The following is a 16,729-nucleotide window of genomic DNA, read 5'->3' as shown; positions in this document are numbered from 1 at the left end:
GGGACGAAGGTCACGATTTCACACTGCCAAGAAAAGCCTCTAGCGAGGTGGAAGGCGCCAGTACCGTAAACCGACACAGGTAGGCGAGATGAGAATTCTAAGACGCGCGGGATAACTCTCGTTAAGGAACTCGGCAAAATGGTCCCGTAACTTCGGGAGAAGGGACGCTCCGCCTCAGGCGGAGCCGCAGTGAATAGGCCCAAACGACTGTTTAGCAAAAACACAGGTCTCTGCTAAATCGCAAGATGACGTATAGGGGCTGACGCCTGCCCGGTGCTGGAAGGTTAAGGGGATGGGTCAGCGCAAGCGAAGCTCTGAACCGAAGCCCCAGTAAACGGCGGCCGTAACTATAACGGTCCTAAGGTAGCGAAATTCCTTGTCGGGTAAGTTCCGACCCGCACGAAAGGCGTAACGATTTGGGCACTGTCTCAACGAGAGACCCGGTGAAATCATAGTACCTGTGAAGATGCAGGTTACCCGCGACAGGACGGAAAGACCCCATGGAGCTTTACTACAGCCTGATATTGGGGCTTTGTGCATGATGTACAGGATAGGCGGGAGACGTCGAGCCCGGAGCGCCAGCTTCGGAGGAGTCACCCTTGGGATACCGCCCTTCATGCATAGAGTCTCTAACTCGCAGCCGTGATCCGGCTGGAGGACCGTGTCAGGCGGGTAGTTTGACTGGGGCGGTCGCCTCCTAAACAGTAACGGAGGCGCCCAAAGGTTCCCTCAGAATGGTTGGAAATCATTCGAAGAGCGCAAAGGCAGAAGGGAGCTTGACTGCGAGACCTACAAGTCGAGCAGGGACGAAAGTCGGGCTTAGTGATCCGGTGGTTCCGCATGGAAGGGCCATCGCTCAACGGATAAAAGCTACCCTGGGGATAACAGGCTGATCTCCCCCAAGAGTCCACATCGACGGGGAGGTTTGGCACCTCGATGTCGGCTCATCGCATCCTGGGGCTGGAGTAGGTCCCAAGGGTTGGGCTGTTCGCCCATTAAAGCGGTACGCGAGCTGGGTTCAGAACGTCGTGAGACAGTTCGGTCCCTATCCGTCGTGGGCGCAGGAAATTTGAGGAGAGCTGTCCTTAGTACGAGAGGACCGGGATGGACGCACCGCTGGTGTACCAGTTGTTCCGCCAGGAGCATCGCTGGGTAGCTACGTGCGGACGGGATAAGTGCTGAAAGCATCTAAGCATGAAGCCCCCTCCGAGATGAGATTTCCCTTTGAGCAATCAAGAAAGACCCCTCAGAGACGATGAGGTAGATAGGTCACGGGTGGAAGCATGGCGACATGCGGAGCTGAGTGATACTAATCGGTCGAGGCTTTGATCTAATCGATGTTTGTTGATGGCTTCAGTTTTGAGGGCGCGAGCCTTCGAAAAAGAGCTTGACGTTATGGAGACATAATGTTAAGATGATACTTGTCTGGTGGCGATGGCCAGGTGGCCACACCCGTTCCCATGCCGAACACGGAAGTTAAGCACCTGAGCGCCGAAAGTAGTTGGGGGTTTCCCCCTGTGAGGATAGGACGTTGCCAGGCAAGAATGAAAAGACCGATTCGCGATTGCGCGAGTCGGTCTTTTTTGATATTTCGCTTTCTTTTTCAGCAACTCAATGCTCAAGCAGAGAGAAGAGGTCACGCAAATCGAGCAGCACGTAATCTGGCTGATAGCCAGTCGATTCGAACGGAAGACCGTTTCGGTTGATCCAAGCTGTCTTGAAGCCAAAGCGTCCTGCACCAATGATGTCCCAACAATTGCTTGAGAGGAACAATACGTCGGCATCTTGGCCGATTCGGTCGCGAATCAGCCTGTAAGCCAGAGGGGAAGGTTTGTAGTGCCTCACAGTGTCGATGCTCCAAACATGATCGAAATATTTGTCGAAGTTCGCGTTTGCAAGCAAAGGTGTGAGCATGTCTTCTCCTCCGTTCGAAAGAAGGCATATCGAAAAACTTCCTTTTAGCTCCTGCAATACGCTCTCGACTTCCGGAAAGGGCGGCAAGTTCAGATAATCCGCCATCAACTTCTCCTCATCTTCCCGTGCGAGCGGCAATTCATGAGCGAATGCCGTATGTTGCAGCGCCTGTCGTGTCAGGGAGGAGAAGGTCACGTATGTCCCGGTCAGTTCTGATACGAAAGCATAGTGCAGCTGCTTCTCACGCCAGATCGTGCTGAATTCACTACCGAACCCGGGAAAGACTTCTTCGCAATCTTTCGAGAGTTTCGTCACGTCAAACAACGTGCCATAAATATCGAAGACGAGGTACAGTGGCTTATTCATGGGAGGAAGACACCTCTTCACTGTGGTTGAACCGGATTTTTTGAAGTTCGTCTGCAATCTTCGTTCCAATCTCCTCGATCTTTCCATCCAGTTCATCGAGTGTGAATCGTCGTTCGATCGGGCTTGAGGATTCATGGCGATGTTCAGCTGCCGTATGCATCTGCACATGTTCCCTTGTCTCGGTGAAGAAGACGTTGAGGACGTCGAATCGCCTGCTCCATTCCTCTTCAGGAAGATAGGAATACCGCTGGATGAAAGGGTATCTTTCCGTCCCTGCTTGTATTTTGATGTTTCGCACCTCGAAACGGTGGAAGCCGAGGCTCTCAAGGGCCGAGAGAATCTTCGTGACGTTGTCGGAAGCGGGCACTTGAAGTGATTTGTCCGGTGCGTGTTCGATGACATAGCCATGCTGATTTCCAATGAGGACCTCGATCAGAATCGGAGAACCGAGGGTCGAAGGGAAAGAGTCCTCGAGGAGGAATTCAAACGGATACTCGATGATCTCATGGGGCTCGAACGTCGTGTCGATCGGGAGATGGATCTGCTTCAGCTCAGCGAATGAACGATTCGGCAGATGTTCATATTGTGTTTTTAAGACGAGAGCGACTTCGCTCAAATAAATCAGGCGATGCGTGATATTCCGGATTCGAATGGCACCGCGGACAACGTCACCCGGGCGCACATGAGTCGTCGACAGAAAGATTTCGGTTTCGATCGTCCTGAACCGGAAACGGGCCAGGACGTTACGCCATAAAGGCATGGAGAGCGCCTCCTTCATGAGATTCTTTGCACATATGATTCCCTAATCTTCCAGTATGCAATCGTGTTCACACTCACAAAAGAAGTGAAGAAAAAATAACACTTGTCATCCGAAGAGAAGCATGCTATATTAATATATGTCGAAACGTTATATCATCGCGGGGTGGAGCAGTCTGGTAGCTCGTTGGGCTCATAACCCAAAGGTCGTCGGTTCAAATCCGGCCCCCGCAACCAATTTTTAATACGTAATTCCAAAACGTTTATCGTCGCGGGGTGGAGCAGTCTGGTAGCTCGTTGGGCTCATAACCCAAAGGTCGTCGGTTCAAATCCGGCCCCCGCAACCAATTTTAATCTAAACTTCGACTTTACTACGAAACGTTCAGCGTTTCGTATTTTTTTTTGTCTTTTTAGTTCGGTACAATGGAGGAAGAATGAAAGAGGGAGGAAGACGGATGATTCGCTTGGAGACGAACAGCCCGGAAGAGACGACGGCTCTCGCGCTCGAACTTGGGCGCAGGGTCAGCTCGGGGATGGTGATCACGCTCGACGGTAATCTGGGTGCAGGGAAGACGACGTTCACGAAAGGTTTTGCGAAGGGGCTCGGTGTGACACGGAACGTCAACAGCCCGACGTTTACGATCATGAAGCAATACAGCGGGCGTCTGCCGCTCTATCATATGGATGTCTATCGTCTGGAGGATTCGGGGGATGACATTGGGCTTGAGGAATATCTGAACGGGGACGGCGTCTCGGTCGTCGAGTGGTCCCATCTGATCGCGGAATCCCTGCCGCAAGAGCGGCTCGCGATCACGGTCACACGGACTGGGGACGAGTCACGGCAGTTCGTCCTGGAACCGCACGGCGTCCGATATGAGAAGTTATGTGAGGGGTTGACCGTATGAAGATATTAGCAATCGACACGTCGACGAAGCGCCTGTCCGTCGCGCTCTCTGACGGGGAGAACATATTGGCGGAAAGCTCGCAGCTGACTTCGCTGAACCATGCGACGAAGCTGATGCCGCTGATCGAACGGATGATGCAGGAGATGAAATGGAAGGCGGGCGATCTGACGCGGATCGTCATCGCGGACGGACCGGGTTCCTATACAGGTTTACGGATCGGTGCGACGACAGCGAAGACACTCGCCTATACACTCGATATCGAACTGGCGGCCGTCTCGACACTCGAACTGATGGCGGCATCGACCGGGCAATCCGGTTTCGTCGCTGCACTTCAGGATGCACGGCGCGGGACGGCGTTCGCTGCCTTATATGAAGACGGGAAGCTGATCGGTCAGGAACGGCATGTGACCGTCTCGGAATTCGCTGCGAGCTTGCCGGATGGGACGCTCATCACGGGAGACGTCGACCTGTCGGAAGGCAATCGCTTCAAAAAGGCGCCTGCTGCGTTCGATTATCCACGTGCCGGTGTACTCGCCCTGCTCGGTGCAGAACGCGAGACTGTAGCGCCGCACGCGTTCGAGCCCCGTTACCTTCGCCTCGCGGAGGCGGAGGCGAAATGGCTGGAGGCACAAAATGAGTCTTGATATCCGGAGAATGACGCTTGCAGACGTTCAGGGTGTCCACGAAGTCGAACTGCAGTCGTTCGCGACGCCTTGGACGATCGATGCGTTCGAGACCGAGATGACAAGGAACCCGAATGCCTATTACCTTGTCGCGACAGAGCAAGATGAGATCGTCGGATTCGCCGGCCTCTGGCAAATCGCGGGAGAGGGACATATCACGAACGTCGCCGTCAAACGCACGTTGCGCGGGCAAAAAATCGGTGAGAAGCTACTCAGTTCCTTGATCGAGTCAGCAAGAGAGCTCGCGCTTTCAGCGATGACGCTCGAGGTACGGGTCTCGAACACGCCTGCCCGTTCGCTTTATGAGAAGCTCGGCTTCCGCTACGCGGGAACGAGAAAACGATACTATCAGGACAACAACGAAGATGCTGCCATCTACTGGCTGGCACTGGAAGGAGAAGACGCATGACACAACCACTCATTTTGGCGATCGAATCAAGCTGCGACGAGACGGCAGCGTCCGTCGTGCGCGGCGGTGTCGACATCTTATCGAACGTCGTCTCGTCCCAGATCGAAAGCCATAAACGCTTCGGCGGTGTCGTACCGGAAGTCGCTTCCCGTCACCATGTCGAGCGCGTGACGTATGTGATCGAAGAGGCGCTGAGCACGGCAGACGTGACGATCGAAGAAGTCGACGCGATCGCCGTCACGGAAGGACCGGGACTTGTCGGAGCTTTGCTCGTCGGCATCAGTGCGGCGAAGGCGCTCGCGTTCGCGCACGGGAAACCGCTGATCGGCGTCCATCATATTGCCGGTCATATCTACGCGAACCGCCTCGTCGGTGAACTTGAGTTCCCGCTCGTCTGTCTGATCGCATCAGGCGGTCATACCGAACTGATCTACATGCCGGAAGATGGTGTGTATGAGGTCATCGGCGAGACGAGGGACGACGCAGCTGGCGAAGCATATGACAAGGTGGCCAGGACGCTCAAGCTGCCATATCCCGGTGGTCCGCAGATCGACCGCCTCGCGCAAAGCGGGAAGGACACGTTCCGCTTCCCGCGCATCTGGCTCGAGAAGGATTCATATGATTTCAGCTTCAGCGGGCTGAAGTCGTCCGTCATCAATGCCGTCCATAATGCGGAACAGCGTGGAGAGAAAATCGTGCCGGAAGACCTCGCGGCAAGCTTCCAGGCGAGTGTCGTCGAGGTGCTCGTCGGCAAGGCGATCCGCGCGGCGAAGGACAAGGGTGCGAAGCAACTCCTGCTCGCGGGCGGCGTCGCGGCGAACAAAGGATTGCGAGGTGCGCTTGAAGCGGCATGCAAGCAGGAAGGGATTCCGCTGTTGACACCTCCGCTCGCCCTTTGCGGGGACAATGCCGCGATGATCGGTGCTGCTGCGATCCATCCGTACCTGGCCGGGCGTACATCTACGCTCGCCATGAACGCTGAACCAGGGTTGGATTTAGAATCAAAGTGATGACTATGGGGGAAATCAAATGAAGAAAGCGATCATCTTAGCGCTCGGTCTGCTCGCCATCGCAGCGACCGGGCTCCAAATCCGTGAAATCGTCAAAGCCTACCAAGTCGCCTATACGGAAGAACGTGTTCCGGAGACGAAAGCTGTCGAGGCGAACACGAAGCATGAGCCGCTCTATCAAATCGGGCGGGTGGAAGGTACGAACACGAAAGTCGAACAGCTCTATGCATATGATGAGACGGAGAGCGGCAAGGTCGAGAGCGTCGTCATCGTCGACCGGAAATATGGTCTGACGAACAAGGCGAGCGCGGACTTCTTCACGATCGCTCCCGGCAAGCCTGCGACGGCTGACGAGAAGGCGTCTCTCCAGCCGCTCGTCGACGAGCTCGACAAGGAGCAGATCAAGGCGGAAGTCATCTCGACTCATGACGCGACTTGGACGGAGAACGGCAAGGAGCGCGATCTGACCTTGTACAAGGTGTTCTACAAGGACGTAGACCAGAACGAATACCTCTTCTTCATCGAGGGAGAGGACGGGATCAAGCTCGACCTGTTCAAAAAAGGATACTCCCGTCTGTCGAACTATTGAATACAGCAAAGAAGCGGTGACCTTCGCGGTCGCCGCTTCTTTGTTAGTCCTGTTTTTCGGCCCATTCCTCGATTGACCGGATGACCGGTTCGAGGTCGCGCCCTTTTTGCGTCAAGCTGTACTGGATCTTAATCGGCCGCGCCGGGATGACAGTCCGCTCGACGATGCCTTCCTCTTCCAGTTCCTTCATCCGTTCCGTCAACATGCGGCCCGAGAGCTCCGGGATGGCCGATTGAATCTCGTTGAATCGGCAGGTGCTCGTCAGGAGATGGCGCAGAATGAGACCTGTCCATTTCTTTCCGAGAATTTCGAAGGCATGTTCGACCCTAGGACAAAGCGCTGGGGAGACGAGTGTCTTTTCCATAGCTTTCACCCTTTCTTATGAGACTAGTATACCCGCTTTCTATAGGAAATACGAATTATTTTACTTTAAGTAACAAAAAGAATTAAAACAAAGTTGTTTACTTTTAGTAAGTGTTAGTCTATATTGAATTAAAGGTTACTAAAAGTAATTGAAAAACAATAAGTAAAGGTGGTAGTACAAAATGATGGATCTAGGACTCTTCATTATTCGCTTGGTGATCGGCTTGACGTTCGCCGCTCACGGTACACAAAAATTGTTCGGCTGGTTCGGCGGCTACGGCATCGAAGGGACGGGCGGCTGGTTCGAATCGATCGGGATGAAACCGGGTAAGGCACTCGCGCTCCTCGCGGGTATCACCGAACTCGTCGGCGGTCTGCTCTTCGCGTCAGGATTGTTCCTCTGGATCGCTGCGATCCTGATCATCGGCTCGATGCTCATCGCAATCTTCAAGGTGCACGGGACGAACGGTTACTGGGCGACTGCCAACGGGTATGAATACAACATGGCGCTCATCGTCATCGCACTCGGTGTCGCGATGATCGGCGCAGGAGATTATTCACTCGCTGCACTCGTCGGGTGATCGACAGGAGGACTTTTGATGGATTTCGATCCGACGGAGTTATCGCCGAAAGAAAACTACAAGCTGTTGATCGGCAGCGTCATACCGCGGCCGATCGCCTTCATCACATCCATGGACAAGGATGGCGTCGTCAACGCGGCGCCGTTCTCGTTCTTCACCGTCGCCTCGAATGATCCGCCACAGCTCGTCGTCGCCGTCCAGCATCAAAACGGCGGGCGGAAGGACACGGCGCGAAATATTCTCGAGACGAAAGAATATGTCATTCAGATCGTCAGCCGCGACATCACCCACGACGTCAACGAGACGGCAGCACCGCTTCCGCCGGGCGAGAGCGAGCTCTCCCGGACGAACTTGACGCTCGCGGACAGTGACGTCGTCGTCGTACCCGGCATCCGGGAGGCGAAGATCCGCTTCGAGATGCGCCTGACCGACCATTTGGCGCTCGCTTCCTCCGACCTGCTCGTCGGTGAGGTCATACGCTATCATATCGATGACGATCTCGTCAGTGACTACCGGATCGACGCGACAGCACTTGAACCGGTCTCGCGGCTCGCAGGACACGACTACGGGACGATCGGGGAGATTTTTACGATCCCGCGCCCGATGAAATGACGACGAAAATAGGACCGCTTTCTCAATCGAGAAGGCGGTCCGTTTTAATGTCTTCCATCATCGGCCGGCGCTCGAGCCGGTATCCTTCGATGAGGTAGATCAGTATGCTTGCGGCGAAAATCCCGACGCTTCCGAGGAGGAAGGCGATCGTCGGCGTGAACGGGCTATAGTATTCGATGATGATCGGCTCGCTCGTCGCGACGAAGAACTGGACGGCGACGAGCGTACAGAACAGACCGGACAACAGGCTCGTCAGGAGTCCGCTCCACGTCTGGATGACGAGCCCGATCATGCAGGCGATCAAAATGAACAGGAAGTAGACGGGGTTGAAGGCGTTCGGCCGGATGAACACCGTCACGTAGTCGGCATAGAGCGGGACGAAGTAGAGGACGCCCGAGAGCAGGCCCTGGATCAGGTTGATGAAGAAGGCGCGCGTTCTCATTGTTCAAGTTGCTCCCATTGTTCCATCAGGACGAGCAGGTCATGTTCGAGCTGATCGCGTTCCGCGGACAGTGCCGTCGCTTTCGGGATATCATTGAAGATCTCCGGTTCGCACAGCAGCTGCTCGATCTCGGCCGAGCGGGCTTCGAACTGTCCGATTTGCTGTTCGAGCCGTTCGAGTTCCTGTTTTCGCCGCTTCTCTTCCTTTTGTGCTTCCTTGTCGATCTTCTGCGGCATGATCTTCGCGAGCTTCGCCTCCTCGGCCTCGAGGCGTGCGATCTCCTCCTGCTCTGCCTTCTTCTCGAGGTAGTAGGAATAGTCGCCGAGGTAATCGGTCACGCCGTTCGCGCTCATCTCGATGACGCGTGTCGCCACGCGGTCGATGAAGTAGCGGTCGTGCGAGACGAACAGGAGTGTGCCCTCGTAGTCGACGAGCGCGTTCTCGAGCACCATCTTCGAGTCGAGGTCGAGGTGGTTGGTCGGCTCGTCGAGGACGAGCACGTTCGTCTTGCGGAGCTTCAGCTTCGCGAGCGCGAGGCGGCCGCGTTCGCCGCCCGACAGCTCATGGACGAGCTTGAAGACGTCGTCCCCGCTGAAGAGGAATTGTCCGAGGACGGAACGGACCTCCTGCTCACGCATGAGCGGCCACTCGTTCCAAATCTCGTCGATGACGCGGTTGCGGTCGTTGAGCTCAGCCTGCTCCTGATCGTAGTAGCCGATCGAAACGCCCGTACCGAAACGGAACTCGCCGAACAGCGGTGCGAGGCGGCCGACGAGCACTTTGAGCAGCGTCGACTTCCCGATGCCGTTCGGACCGACGAGGGCGAGTGACTCCCCGCGCTGGAGCCGGAACGTGATGTGGGTCGAGACCGGTTCACTGTAGCCGATCGCAAGGTCGCTGACCTGGAGGACGTCGTTTCCGCTCTGCTTCTCGATCGGGAACGACAGCACCGTGCTTCGCTCCTCGCCGTCCGGCCGGTCGATCCGGTCGACCTTTTCGAGGCGCTTGCGCACGCTTTGCGCCCGTTTCGTCGTCGTGGCGCGGGCGATGTTGCGCTGGATGAAGTCCTGCATCTTCGCGATCTCTTCCTGCTGCTGTTCGAACTGCTTCATCTCCTGTTCGTAGAGGGCAGCCTTCTGCTCGAGGTATTTCGTGTAGTTCCCGGTGAACTTGCGGCACTGGTTGCGCGACAGCTCGTAGACGACGCTGACGACCTGGTCGAGGAAGTAGCGGTCATGCGAGACGATCAAAACGGCGCCGCGGTAGCCGGACAGGTAGCTCTCGAGCCAGGAGAGCGTGTCGATATCGAGGTGGTTCGTCGGCTCATCGAGAATGAGCAGGTCCGGCGCCTGAAGAAGCATCTTCGCGAGGGCGAGGCGCGTCCGCTGTCCGCCTGAGAGCGTCTGGATCCGGCGCGAATAGTCGTCCGGATAGAAACGCATCCCGTGCAGGACGGAGCGGATGTTCGCTTCGTACTGATAGCCGCCTTCGTCCTTGAAGTCGTGCTGGGCCTGATCATATGTCTTAAGCAGGCGCTCGTAGGCGACGGGATCGTTCAGGATGTGCTCCGCACCCATCTCGATCTCCATCTGGCGCAGCTTGCGCTCCTGCTCCTGAAGCCCTTCGAACACCGACAGCATCTCCTGCCAGATCGTCTCGTTCGATTCGAGTCCGCTGTCCTGCGCGAGGTAGCCGATTCGGACGTCCTTGCTCTTCATGATCTCGCCCGTGTCATAGCTGTACTCACCCGCGATGACCTTGAGGAGGGTCGATTTTCCTGCTCCGTTTCGTCCGACGAGAGCGATCCGGTCGCGTTCCTGTACTTCGAGTTTTATATTTTCTAAAATCGGCTCGACGCCGAATGATTTTGAGAGTTGGTTCACTTGTAATAGAATCATCTGTCATCCATCCTTCCACCCTTAAGTGTAGCATGAAAAAAAGCGGTCAGTCTTGCGGATATATTGTTTGTGAGTATATGTGAAGTGGTTTACAATCAAGTTGAGTACTATTGTATGTATCGATTTGGTAGCCGCTATCGGGCGGCTGAAGGGGGCAGTGCAGTATGAGCAGCCAAGAGGCGAAAATTCCACAGGCGACGGCGAAGCGGCTTCCGCTTTACTACCGTTTCATCCAGAGTCTGTACAATTCGGGAAAACTCCGCGTATCGTCAGCTGAGCTGAGCGAGGCGGTCAAGGTCGATTCGGCGACGATCCGTCGGGATTTCTCCTATTTCGGAGCACTCGGCAAGAAGGGGTATGGATATAACGTCCAGCACCTGCTTACCTTCTTCCGGAAGACACTCAGTCAGGATGAAGTGACGAACGTGGCGCTCATCGGGGTCGGACATCTCGGGACAGCGTTTGCAAATTATAATTTTTTGAAGAATAATAGTACACGTATCGTCGTCGCGTTCGACGCGGACGAGACGAAGGTCGGCCAAACGACACAGGACGTGCCGATCTACCATGTCTCGGACATGGAGGAACAAATCAAGGCGAACAACGTCGACGTCGCGATCCTGACGGTGCCGGCCCAGTTCGCGCAGTCAGTGGCGGATGAGTTGGTCTCCTACGGCGTGACAGGTATTTTGAATTTCACGCCAGCTCGGCTCAATGTGCCTGCGCACGTCCGTGTGCACCACATCGACCTGTCGATCGAATTGCAGTCGTTAGTCTATTTCATGAAGCATTATTCGCAAACACCTGAAGGAGTGAAATCGTAATGGAGTTTATCCTGCCTACAATCGGATTCATCGGACCTGGTAGCGCCATCCTGATCCTCGGCGTCGCCTTCATCATCTTTGGACCAAAGAAATTGCCTGAACTCGGCCGTGCGGCTGGTCAGACGCTCAAGGAATTCAAGAGCGCGACGACGAGTCTGATGGACGATCACGATAAGGACAAAAAGGAAGAACCGAAAGAGAAGTGAGTGAATCATGGCGATCGATCAAGAACAATCAGTGACATCGCATCTTGAGGAGCTCCGGAAACGGATCATCTGGTCCGTCGTCATCGTCGTCGTATTCTTCTTCGCCGCTTTCAAACTCGTCAAGCCGTTGATCCACTTCCTGAAATCGGATCTCGAGGACCTCGGCATCGGATTGAACGCGTTCAACGTGGCGGACCCGCTGATGCTCTATCTGAACCTCGCGTTCGTGATCGCACTCGTGCTCGCGTCGCCGTTCTGGATGTATCAGCTCTGGGCGTTCATCCGTCCGGGTTTGTTCCAGAAGGAGCAGCGGGCGACGCTGACGTACATCCCGGTCATCTTCTTCCTGTTCCTCGGCGGCGTGGCGTTCGCCTACTTCTGGCTCCTGCCGTTTCTGCTCGGTATCTCGACGGAGCTCGGAGAGGAGCTCGGCATCAATCAGGTGATCGGTGTCGAGAATTACTTCGGCTTCCTGCTTCGCCTGACGATTCCGTTCGGTCTGCTCTTCCAGCTGCCGGTCGTGACGATGTTTTTGACACGGCTCGGTCTGATCACGCCGCAGTTCATGCGGAAGAACCGCAAGTATGCCTACTTCGCGCTGTTCGTGATCGCGGCGCTGATTTCGCCGCCGGACTTGACGTCGCACTTCATGGTGTCGGTCCCGCTCTTCCTGCTCTATGAGATCAGCATCCTGATCTCGGGGCGGACGTATAAGAAGGTGCTGATCGCGGAGCGTGAAGCGGAAATCGCACGTCAGACGGATATGATGCGAGAACTCAATACATGACATCGCCTGAGGGGAGGCGGTGGGCGGATCCTTTTTCTTGAGGATCCGCTTTTTGTATATTGCAAAAATGAAAGGGTTTCCGTACAATGGAGATAGCACGGGGGCTTAGCTCAGCTGGGAGAGCGCTACGCTGGCAGCGTAGAGGTCGTCGGTTCGATCCCGATAGTCTCCATACCACCACCTTTCCAACTGGGAAGGTGGCTTTTTTTGTCTGCGATAAGGAACGCGCCGGTCCGCCTTCGAGCGGATGAGGAAGTGCCGCGGGAAGTTTCGGGGTGTGCGAGTCAGGGAAAATCATGGAAAGACCTGACGTCAGAAAGGATGGATGGAGATGAACCCGTTCACGACGGTGATCGCCCTGATCGCCTCGCTCGTGTTGCTTATCCTCGGCATCAAGGACCGCAAATGGCCGCTGATCATCCTGGCGGCCGTCCCGTTCGCGTTGATCGTCTACTATATCGCGACGATCGTGCTCGAGATATCAAGATAGCAAAAGAACCGTGCCCTGCCTCCTTGAATAAAGGAAGCAAAGCGCGGTTCTTGTTCGTTTCAGCGTTTGAGCAGCAGGTACAGGAAGTATGGTGCGCCGATCAGCGCGACGACGATTCCAGCGGGGACGCCGTCCGGAGATGCGATATTTCGCCCGATCGTATCGGCGAACACGAGCAGCCAGCCGCCGATCAGGACAGCGATCGGCAGGAACAGCTGATGACGTGGACCGACGAGGGCGCGGGCGATATGCGGCGCCATCAGACCGACGAAACTGATTCCGCCGGTCACGGAGACAGCGGCTGCTGCAAGGGCGACGGCCGCGAGCAGCAGAACGATCCGCTCTCGCGCGACGTTGACGCCGACGCCGATCGCGACCGGTTCGTTCAGCGCGAGCAGGTTGAGCCGGTTCGCCTTATAGAGCGCGAACGGGAACAGCACGACGAGCCATGGCAAGAGCGCGAGGATGAACGGCCAGTCCGTCCCCCAGACATTGCCGGCGAGCCATTTCGCGATGAAGTCGACCTTCCGCCGGTCGGCCGACGAGATGAGGACGATCATCAAGCCGGACAAGGCGAGCGAGAAGCCGACCCCGGTCAAGACGAGCCGGACGGGCTGCAGGCCGAAGCGTTTGTCGTGCGCGGCGAAGTAGATGGCGGTCGCGGTCAGGAGGGCGCCGGCGAAGGCGACGAGCGGCAGGAGATAGATGAACGCGCCTGCGTCGACCGGGAAGTAGAGATAGAACAGGGCGATCGCAGCACCGGCGCCGCTATTGATGCCGATGATACCGGGGTCGGCCAGTTCGTTGCGCGTCACACCCTGCAGGATCGCACCGGACAGGGCAAGCGCCATCCCGGCGAGTACCGTGATGATGATCCGTGGCAGACGGATCGAGAAGAGGATGAAATCCTCCTTGAACGTCCCATTGCCGAGCAGTGTCGGCAGGAGCCGGTCGAACGACAGCGAGGCGGGACCGATTCCCGTCCCGACGATGATCGTCCCGAGCAACAGCAGGAAAAACGACACGAGAAGCAGGCGCTGTCTGCGAAGAGCTGAAGGATTCATCCCGTGATTCCTCCTTTTCGGACGACGAAGAGGAAGAACGGGAGACCGATCATCGCGACGATCGCGGCGACCGGCGTCTCATACGGCGCGTTGAGCGTCCGCCCGACCGTGTCGGCGATCAGCATGAACGAGGCGCCGAGGAGCGTCGCCATCGGCAGGATGAACCGGTAGTCCGTCCCGACGATCGCGCGCGTGATATGCGGCACCATCAGACCGATGAAGGCCATGTTGCCGACGAGCGCGACGGCAGCACCTGCGAGCAGGATGACGACGACGTACAGGATGCCCTTGATACGGGCGATGTTCTGGCCGAGCCCGAGCGCGACTTCTTCCGACAGGCTGAGGATCGTCAGCTGGCGCGAGAAGAAGAAGGCGATCAGGATTCCGGCCAGGATGAACGGGATGATGACCTGGAGCTGTCCCCACGTCGTGCCGACGAGTCCGCCTGACGTCCATTGCGAGACGTTCTTCGACAGCTTGAAGAAGATGGCGACTCCTTCAGCGATCGCATAGAGGAAGGCCGAGATGGCAGAACCTGCGAGGACGATCCGGATCGGCGAGAAGCCGCCTCGGCGCGCGGCGCCGATACCGAAGACGAGCAATGCACCGAAGGCAGCCCCGACGAAGCAGGCGACCATGATGCCGAAATAGTTGACGCCAGGGAGGAAGGCAAGCGTCAAGGCGAGCGCGGCGTTCGCGCCGGCGGACAGGCCAAGCAGGCCGGGGTCAGCGAGCGGATTGCGCGTCATCGCCTGCATGATGGCGCCGGAAACGCCGAGACCGGCGCCGACGAAGATGGCCGCGACTTCGCGCGGCAGACGGATCTCGCGCAGGATCGTCGACGTCTTGTCCGTCTCGAGCAGCGAGAAGACGTCGCGGAACGAGGTATCGGCCGCACCGAACGTCATCGCGGCAAGGAAGGCCGAGATGAAGATCAGGAAGCCAATCAATAGTTTTATCGTGAAGTGAACAGGTTTCTTAGTCATGAGGACCTCATCTTTTCAGTAAGTAGTCACAATCAAAAAGGAGGGACTTGAGAGCCCCTCCACATTGTATCATTCTCCGAGGAAGCTCTTCTTGAAGAAGTCGAGCTGGTAGTCGAGCGTGAGCGGATCGTTGAAGTAGAACTCCTTCGAGTCGACTTCGAAGACGCGTCCGTTCTTGACCGCAGGGATGTTCTTGTATGTCGCTGTCTCCATGAACGAGTTGTCCGCCTCAGCGCCTTTGCTGAAGACGACGTAGTCGCCTGCGAAGTCAGGAAGGACTTCGGCTGAAAGCGCGTAGTAACCGTCCTTGAGTGCCATCTCCTTGACCTTCTCCGGCATCGCGAGCTTCATCTCCTGATAGAGGATCTCCGTGCCGCGGCCCCAGTTGTCGCCGAAGACGTAAAGGTCCTTGTCGAAGCTCTCGATGACCGACACAGTCGCGTCCTCACCGATCTTCGCCTTGATTTCCTCACCGGCAGAAGCGGCGCGTGCCTTGAAGTCGTCGACCCATGCTTGCGCCTCCTTCTCCTTGTTGAGGAGTTTACCGATCTCGAGGTGCTGCGTCAGGTAGTCGACCTTGCCGTACGTGTACGTGACGGTCGGTGCGATTTCCTTGAACTTGTCGATGTTCTTCGTCGTGTTGAAGCCGATGATCAAGTCCGGTTCGAGTTCGAGGACCTGCTCGACATTCTCTTCCGAGACCGTCGCGACGCCTTCGAGCGCAGACTTGAAGCGCGGGTTGTCTGAAGAGAACGAATCGACGCCGACGAGCGGCACGCCGAGCGACAGGACGTTTCCTGTGAACGAGGCGAGGACGACGACGCGTTTCGGGTTTGCCGGGACTTCGATGTCGCCCGTCTCTGATTTATACGTGATCGTCTTCTTGGCGTTCGAAGAGGATTCCTCCTTCTTCTCGTTCGTGTTCCCGCATCCGCTGACGACGAGCGCGAGGATGAGTAGGAATGGCAACAATAATTTCTTCATGTTCATTCTCCTTTAAGTAGGTTATAGGTCAAACACATCGGTTTTCCGGTCCGGGGGTCCTGTCCGATCTCCGCATCGATTTCGAAGACGCGCGCGAGCACGCCCTGTTCGATGACTTCTTCCGGCGTGCCGGCCTTGACGATCTCGCCGTCCTTCATTGCGATCAAGTAGTCGGCGAACCGTGCGGCCTGGTTCAGGTCATGGAGCACCATGATGATCGTCCGTCCCTGTTCCCGGTTGAGCGTCTGCAACAGCTCGAGCACCTCGAGCTGATGGGCGAGGTCGAGATAGGTCGTCGGTTCATCGAGGAAGATGATGTCCGTCTCCTGCGCGAGCGCCATCGCGATCCAGACACGCTGGCGCTGTCCGCCTGAGAGCGCGTCGACCGGCCGGTATTTATAGTCGAACGTGTCCGTCGCCCGGAGCGCCCAGTCGATGATGTCGTAATCCTCCTTCGTCAGGCGGCCGAATCCCTTCTGATAGGGGAAGCGTCCGTACGAGACGAGCTCGGAGACGGTAAGACCGCTCGCGCTTTCCGGTGTCTGCGGCAGGATCGCCATCTTGCGGGCGAGCGCTTTCGTCGCTTCGCGCGAGATGTCCTTGCCGTCGAGCAGGGCAGTCCCGGACTTGTGTGGGATGATGCGGGTCATCGCCTTGAGCAGCGTCGACTTGCCGCAACCGTTCGCGCCGATAATCGTCGTGATCTGCTGATCCGGGATCTGGACGCTCAAGTTTTTGACGATGATGCGGTCATCGTAGCCGATCGTGATGTCTTCCGTTGCGAGGCGTGTCACGAAGAGACCTCCTTTCCAAATCAATTGATAATGATTATCACTATCGTCGTTCTCACTATAATCTTT

20 protein-coding genes, 3 tRNA genes and 2 rRNA genes are annotated in these 16,729 nt (G+C 56.5%); 16 read left to right on the top strand and 9 right to left on the bottom strand.

Translation table 11 applies throughout. The features are described 5' to 3' along the window. Together DFG60_RS11400 and rrf are read left to right on the top strand one after the other, a co-directional pair. A 23S ribosomal RNA gene (locus tag DFG60_RS11400) occupies positions 1-1,333 on the top strand; the annotation flags it as partial. Between the two features lie 91 nt (positions 1,334-1,424). Beyond that, positions 1,425-1,540 (top strand): 5S ribosomal RNA (gene rrf / locus DFG60_RS11395). Between the two features lie 71 nt (positions 1,541-1,611). Here rrf and DFG60_RS11390 read toward each other — a convergent pair. Next, complete coding sequence (locus DFG60_RS11390) at positions 1,612-2,280, bottom strand: haloacid dehalogenase type II (RefSeq protein WP_157964542.1); 669 nt, start codon at positions 2,278-2,280, stop codon at positions 1,612-1,614. Beyond that, positions 2,273-3,040: a sporulation protein gene (locus tag DFG60_RS11385; protein ID WP_157964541.1), complete on the bottom strand. Its 768-nt coding sequence runs from the start codon at positions 3,038-3,040 to the stop codon at positions 2,273-2,275. Before DFG60_RS11385 ends, DFG60_RS11390 begins: the two co-directional genes overlap by 8 nt. 156 nt (positions 3,041-3,196) lie before the next feature. On the opposite strand from DFG60_RS11385, the gene DFG60_RS11380 reads away from it, so the two are divergent. From DFG60_RS11380 to DFG60_RS11350, 7 genes are all read left to right on the top strand, one after another. After that, positions 3,197-3,273, top strand: a tRNA-Met gene (locus DFG60_RS11380). A gap of 33 nt (positions 3,274-3,306) precedes the next feature. Then, positions 3,307-3,383, top strand: a tRNA-Met gene (locus DFG60_RS11375). A 108-nt stretch (positions 3,384-3,491) separates the two neighbouring features. Next, positions 3,492-3,941 carry a tRNA (adenosine(37)-N6)-threonylcarbamoyltransferase complex ATPase subunit type 1 TsaE gene (tsaE, locus tag DFG60_RS11370; RefSeq protein ID WP_114571893.1) on the top strand — a complete coding sequence of 150 codons (450 nt, stop codon included), beginning with the start codon at positions 3,492-3,494 and terminating at the stop codon, positions 3,939-3,941. Then, positions 3,938-4,585, top strand: a complete 648-nt coding sequence (tsaB, locus tag DFG60_RS11365) for a tRNA (adenosine(37)-N6)-threonylcarbamoyltransferase complex dimerization subunit type 1 TsaB (RefSeq protein WP_114571892.1) — start codon at positions 3,938-3,940, stop codon at positions 4,583-4,585. The genes tsaE and tsaB overlap by 4 nt, the downstream gene beginning before the upstream one ends. Then, positions 4,575-5,033: a ribosomal protein S18-alanine N-acetyltransferase gene (gene rimI, locus DFG60_RS11360; protein ID WP_114571891.1), complete on the top strand. Its 459-nt coding sequence runs from the start codon at positions 4,575-4,577 to the stop codon at positions 5,031-5,033. The genes tsaB and rimI overlap by 11 nt, the downstream gene beginning before the upstream one ends. Beyond that, on the top strand, positions 5,030-6,043 hold the full coding sequence (gene tsaD, locus DFG60_RS11355; protein ID WP_114571890.1) for a tRNA (adenosine(37)-N6)-threonylcarbamoyltransferase complex transferase subunit TsaD: 1,014 nt from the start codon (positions 5,030-5,032) through the stop codon (positions 6,041-6,043). The genes rimI and tsaD overlap by 4 nt, the downstream gene beginning before the upstream one ends. 19 nt (positions 6,044-6,062) lie before the next feature. Continuing rightward, positions 6,063-6,632, top strand: a complete 570-nt coding sequence (locus tag DFG60_RS11350) for a hypothetical protein (RefSeq protein ID WP_114571889.1) — start codon at positions 6,063-6,065, stop codon at positions 6,630-6,632. 43 nt (positions 6,633-6,675) lie between these two features. Here the strand turns inward: DFG60_RS11350 and DFG60_RS11345 are convergent, their stop codons facing one another. Further along, the gene (locus DFG60_RS11345; protein WP_114571888.1) at positions 6,676-6,996 is read right to left on the bottom strand and encodes a winged helix-turn-helix transcriptional regulator; all 321 of its coding nucleotides are present in this window, start codon (positions 6,994-6,996) and stop codon (positions 6,676-6,678) included. Positions 6,997-7,177: 181 nt separating this feature from the next. On the opposite strand from DFG60_RS11345, the gene DFG60_RS11340 reads away from it, so the two are divergent. Both DFG60_RS11340 and DFG60_RS11335 read left to right on the top strand, forming a co-directional pair. Continuing rightward, on the top strand, positions 7,178-7,576 hold the full coding sequence (locus DFG60_RS11340; RefSeq protein WP_114571887.1) for a DoxX family protein: 399 nt from the start codon (positions 7,178-7,180) through the stop codon (positions 7,574-7,576). Between the two features lie 15 nt (positions 7,577-7,591). Then, positions 7,592-8,188 carry a flavin reductase family protein gene (locus tag DFG60_RS11335; protein ID WP_408608666.1) on the top strand — a complete coding sequence of 199 codons (597 nt, stop codon included), beginning with the start codon at positions 7,592-7,594 and terminating at the stop codon, positions 8,186-8,188. 22 nt (positions 8,189-8,210) lie between these two features. Here DFG60_RS11335 and DFG60_RS11330 read toward each other — a convergent pair whose 3' ends face one another. Together DFG60_RS11330 and DFG60_RS11325 are read right to left on the bottom strand one after the other, a co-directional pair. Next, positions 8,211-8,630, bottom strand: a complete 420-nt coding sequence (locus DFG60_RS11330) for a hypothetical protein (RefSeq protein WP_114571885.1) — start codon at positions 8,628-8,630, stop codon at positions 8,211-8,213. Beyond that, a complete protein-coding gene (locus DFG60_RS11325) occupies positions 8,627-10,528 on the bottom strand; it encodes an ABC-F family ATP-binding cassette domain-containing protein (RefSeq protein ID WP_114571884.1) in 1,902 nt (633 codons plus the stop codon). The genes DFG60_RS11330 and DFG60_RS11325 overlap by 4 nt, the downstream gene beginning before the upstream one ends. 164 nt (positions 10,529-10,692) lie before the next feature. On the opposite strand from DFG60_RS11325, the gene DFG60_RS11320 reads away from it, so the two are divergent. The 5 genes from DFG60_RS11320 (at position 10,693) to DFG60_RS13670 (ending at position 12,835) form a co-directional block, all read left to right on the top strand. Next, positions 10,693-11,352 carry a redox-sensing transcriptional repressor Rex gene (locus tag DFG60_RS11320; RefSeq protein ID WP_114571883.1) on the top strand — a complete coding sequence of 220 codons (660 nt, stop codon included), beginning with the start codon at positions 10,693-10,695 and terminating at the stop codon, positions 11,350-11,352. Then, positions 11,352-11,558 carry a twin-arginine translocase TatA/TatE family subunit gene (locus tag DFG60_RS11315; protein ID WP_114571882.1) on the top strand — a complete coding sequence of 69 codons (207 nt, stop codon included), beginning with the start codon at positions 11,352-11,354 and terminating at the stop codon, positions 11,556-11,558. The genes DFG60_RS11320 and DFG60_RS11315 overlap by 1 nt, the downstream gene beginning before the upstream one ends. Before the next feature lie 7 nt (positions 11,559-11,565). Beyond that, positions 11,566-12,345, top strand: a complete 780-nt coding sequence (gene tatC / locus DFG60_RS11310; protein ID WP_114571881.1) for a twin-arginine translocase subunit TatC — start codon at positions 11,566-11,568, stop codon at positions 12,343-12,345. A 99-nt stretch (positions 12,346-12,444) separates the two neighbouring features. Next, positions 12,445-12,517, top strand: a tRNA-Ala gene (locus DFG60_RS11305). A gap of 159 nt (positions 12,518-12,676) precedes the next feature. After that, on the top strand, positions 12,677-12,835 hold the full coding sequence (locus tag DFG60_RS13670) for a hypothetical protein (RefSeq protein ID WP_157964540.1): 159 nt from the start codon (positions 12,677-12,679) through the stop codon (positions 12,833-12,835). A gap of 59 nt (positions 12,836-12,894) precedes the next feature. Here DFG60_RS13670 and DFG60_RS11300 read toward each other — a convergent pair whose 3' ends face one another. The 4 genes from DFG60_RS11300 to DFG60_RS11285 all read right to left on the bottom strand — a co-directional run bounded on the left by DFG60_RS11300 (position 12,895) and on the right by DFG60_RS11285 (position 16,663). Continuing rightward, the gene (locus DFG60_RS11300; RefSeq protein WP_114571880.1) at positions 12,895-13,899 is read right to left on the bottom strand and encodes a FecCD family ABC transporter permease; all 1,005 of its coding nucleotides are present in this window, start codon (positions 13,897-13,899) and stop codon (positions 12,895-12,897) included. After that, positions 13,896-14,885, bottom strand: a complete 990-nt coding sequence (locus DFG60_RS11295) for a FecCD family ABC transporter permease (protein ID WP_114571879.1) — start codon at positions 14,883-14,885, stop codon at positions 13,896-13,898. Before DFG60_RS11295 ends, DFG60_RS11300 begins: the two co-directional genes overlap by 4 nt. 69 nt (positions 14,886-14,954) lie before the next feature. Beyond that, positions 14,955-15,869, bottom strand: coding sequence for an iron-hydroxamate ABC transporter substrate-binding protein (locus tag DFG60_RS11290; RefSeq protein WP_114571878.1), 915 nt, complete (start codon positions 15,867-15,869; stop codon positions 14,955-14,957). A gap of 2 nt (positions 15,870-15,871) precedes the next feature. Beyond that, positions 15,872-16,663, bottom strand: a complete 792-nt coding sequence (locus DFG60_RS11285; RefSeq protein WP_114571877.1) for an ABC transporter ATP-binding protein — start codon at positions 16,661-16,663, stop codon at positions 15,872-15,874. Positions 16,664-16,729 lie beyond the last annotated feature (66 nt).

Origin of the sequence: Exiguobacterium flavidum (assembly GCF_003344535.1) — a bacterium.
GTDB classification, from domain to species: domain Bacteria; phylum Bacillota; class Bacilli; order Exiguobacteriales; family Exiguobacteriaceae; genus Exiguobacterium_A; species Exiguobacterium_A flavidum.
This window is presented reverse-complemented; position numbering and strand designations above follow the sequence as displayed.

Excerpts from the sequence above, each read along its gene's own strand:
- DFG60_RS11390 (WP_157964542.1), bottom strand. The coding sequence starts at position 2,280 with ATGAATAAGCCACTGTACCTCGTCTTCGATATTTATGGCACGTTGTTT.
- DFG60_RS11385 (WP_157964541.1), bottom strand. The coding sequence starts at position 3,040 with ATGCCTTTATGGCGTAACGTCCTGGCCCGTTTCCGGTTCAGGACGATC.
- tsaE (WP_114571893.1), top strand. The coding sequence starts at position 3,492 with ATGATTCGCTTGGAGACGAACAGCCCGGAAGAGACGACGGCTCTCGCG.
- tsaB (WP_114571892.1), top strand. The coding sequence starts at position 3,938 with ATGAAGATATTAGCAATCGACACGTCGACGAAGCGCCTGTCCGTCGCG.
- rimI (WP_114571891.1), top strand. The coding sequence starts at position 4,575 with ATGAGTCTTGATATCCGGAGAATGACGCTTGCAGACGTTCAGGGTGTC.
- tsaD (WP_114571890.1), top strand. The coding sequence starts at position 5,030 with ATGACACAACCACTCATTTTGGCGATCGAATCAAGCTGCGACGAGACG.
- DFG60_RS11350 (WP_114571889.1), top strand. The coding sequence starts at position 6,063 with ATGAAGAAAGCGATCATCTTAGCGCTCGGTCTGCTCGCCATCGCAGCG.
- DFG60_RS11345 (WP_114571888.1), bottom strand. The coding sequence starts at position 6,996 with ATGGAAAAGACACTCGTCTCCCCAGCGCTTTGTCCTAGGGTCGAACAT.
- DFG60_RS11340 (WP_114571887.1), top strand. The coding sequence starts at position 7,178 with ATGATGGATCTAGGACTCTTCATTATTCGCTTGGTGATCGGCTTGACG.
- DFG60_RS11330 (WP_114571885.1), bottom strand. The coding sequence starts at position 8,630 with ATGAGAACGCGCGCCTTCTTCATCAACCTGATCCAGGGCCTGCTCTCG.
- DFG60_RS11325 (WP_114571884.1), bottom strand. The coding sequence starts at position 10,528 with ATGATTCTATTACAAGTGAACCAACTCTCAAAATCATTCGGCGTCGAG.
- DFG60_RS11320 (WP_114571883.1), top strand. The coding sequence starts at position 10,693 with ATGAGCAGCCAAGAGGCGAAAATTCCACAGGCGACGGCGAAGCGGCTT.
- DFG60_RS11315 (WP_114571882.1), top strand. The coding sequence starts at position 11,352 with ATGGAGTTTATCCTGCCTACAATCGGATTCATCGGACCTGGTAGCGCC.
- tatC (WP_114571881.1), top strand. The coding sequence starts at position 11,566 with ATGGCGATCGATCAAGAACAATCAGTGACATCGCATCTTGAGGAGCTC.
- DFG60_RS13670 (WP_157964540.1), top strand. The coding sequence starts at position 12,677 with ATGAACCCGTTCACGACGGTGATCGCCCTGATCGCCTCGCTCGTGTTG.
- DFG60_RS11300 (WP_114571880.1), bottom strand. The coding sequence starts at position 13,899 with ATGAATCCTTCAGCTCTTCGCAGACAGCGCCTGCTTCTCGTGTCGTTT.
- DFG60_RS11295 (WP_114571879.1), bottom strand. The coding sequence starts at position 14,885 with ATGACTAAGAAACCTGTTCACTTCACGATAAAACTATTGATTGGCTTC.
- DFG60_RS11290 (WP_114571878.1), bottom strand. The coding sequence starts at position 15,869 with ATGAAGAAATTATTGTTGCCATTCCTACTCATCCTCGCGCTCGTCGTC.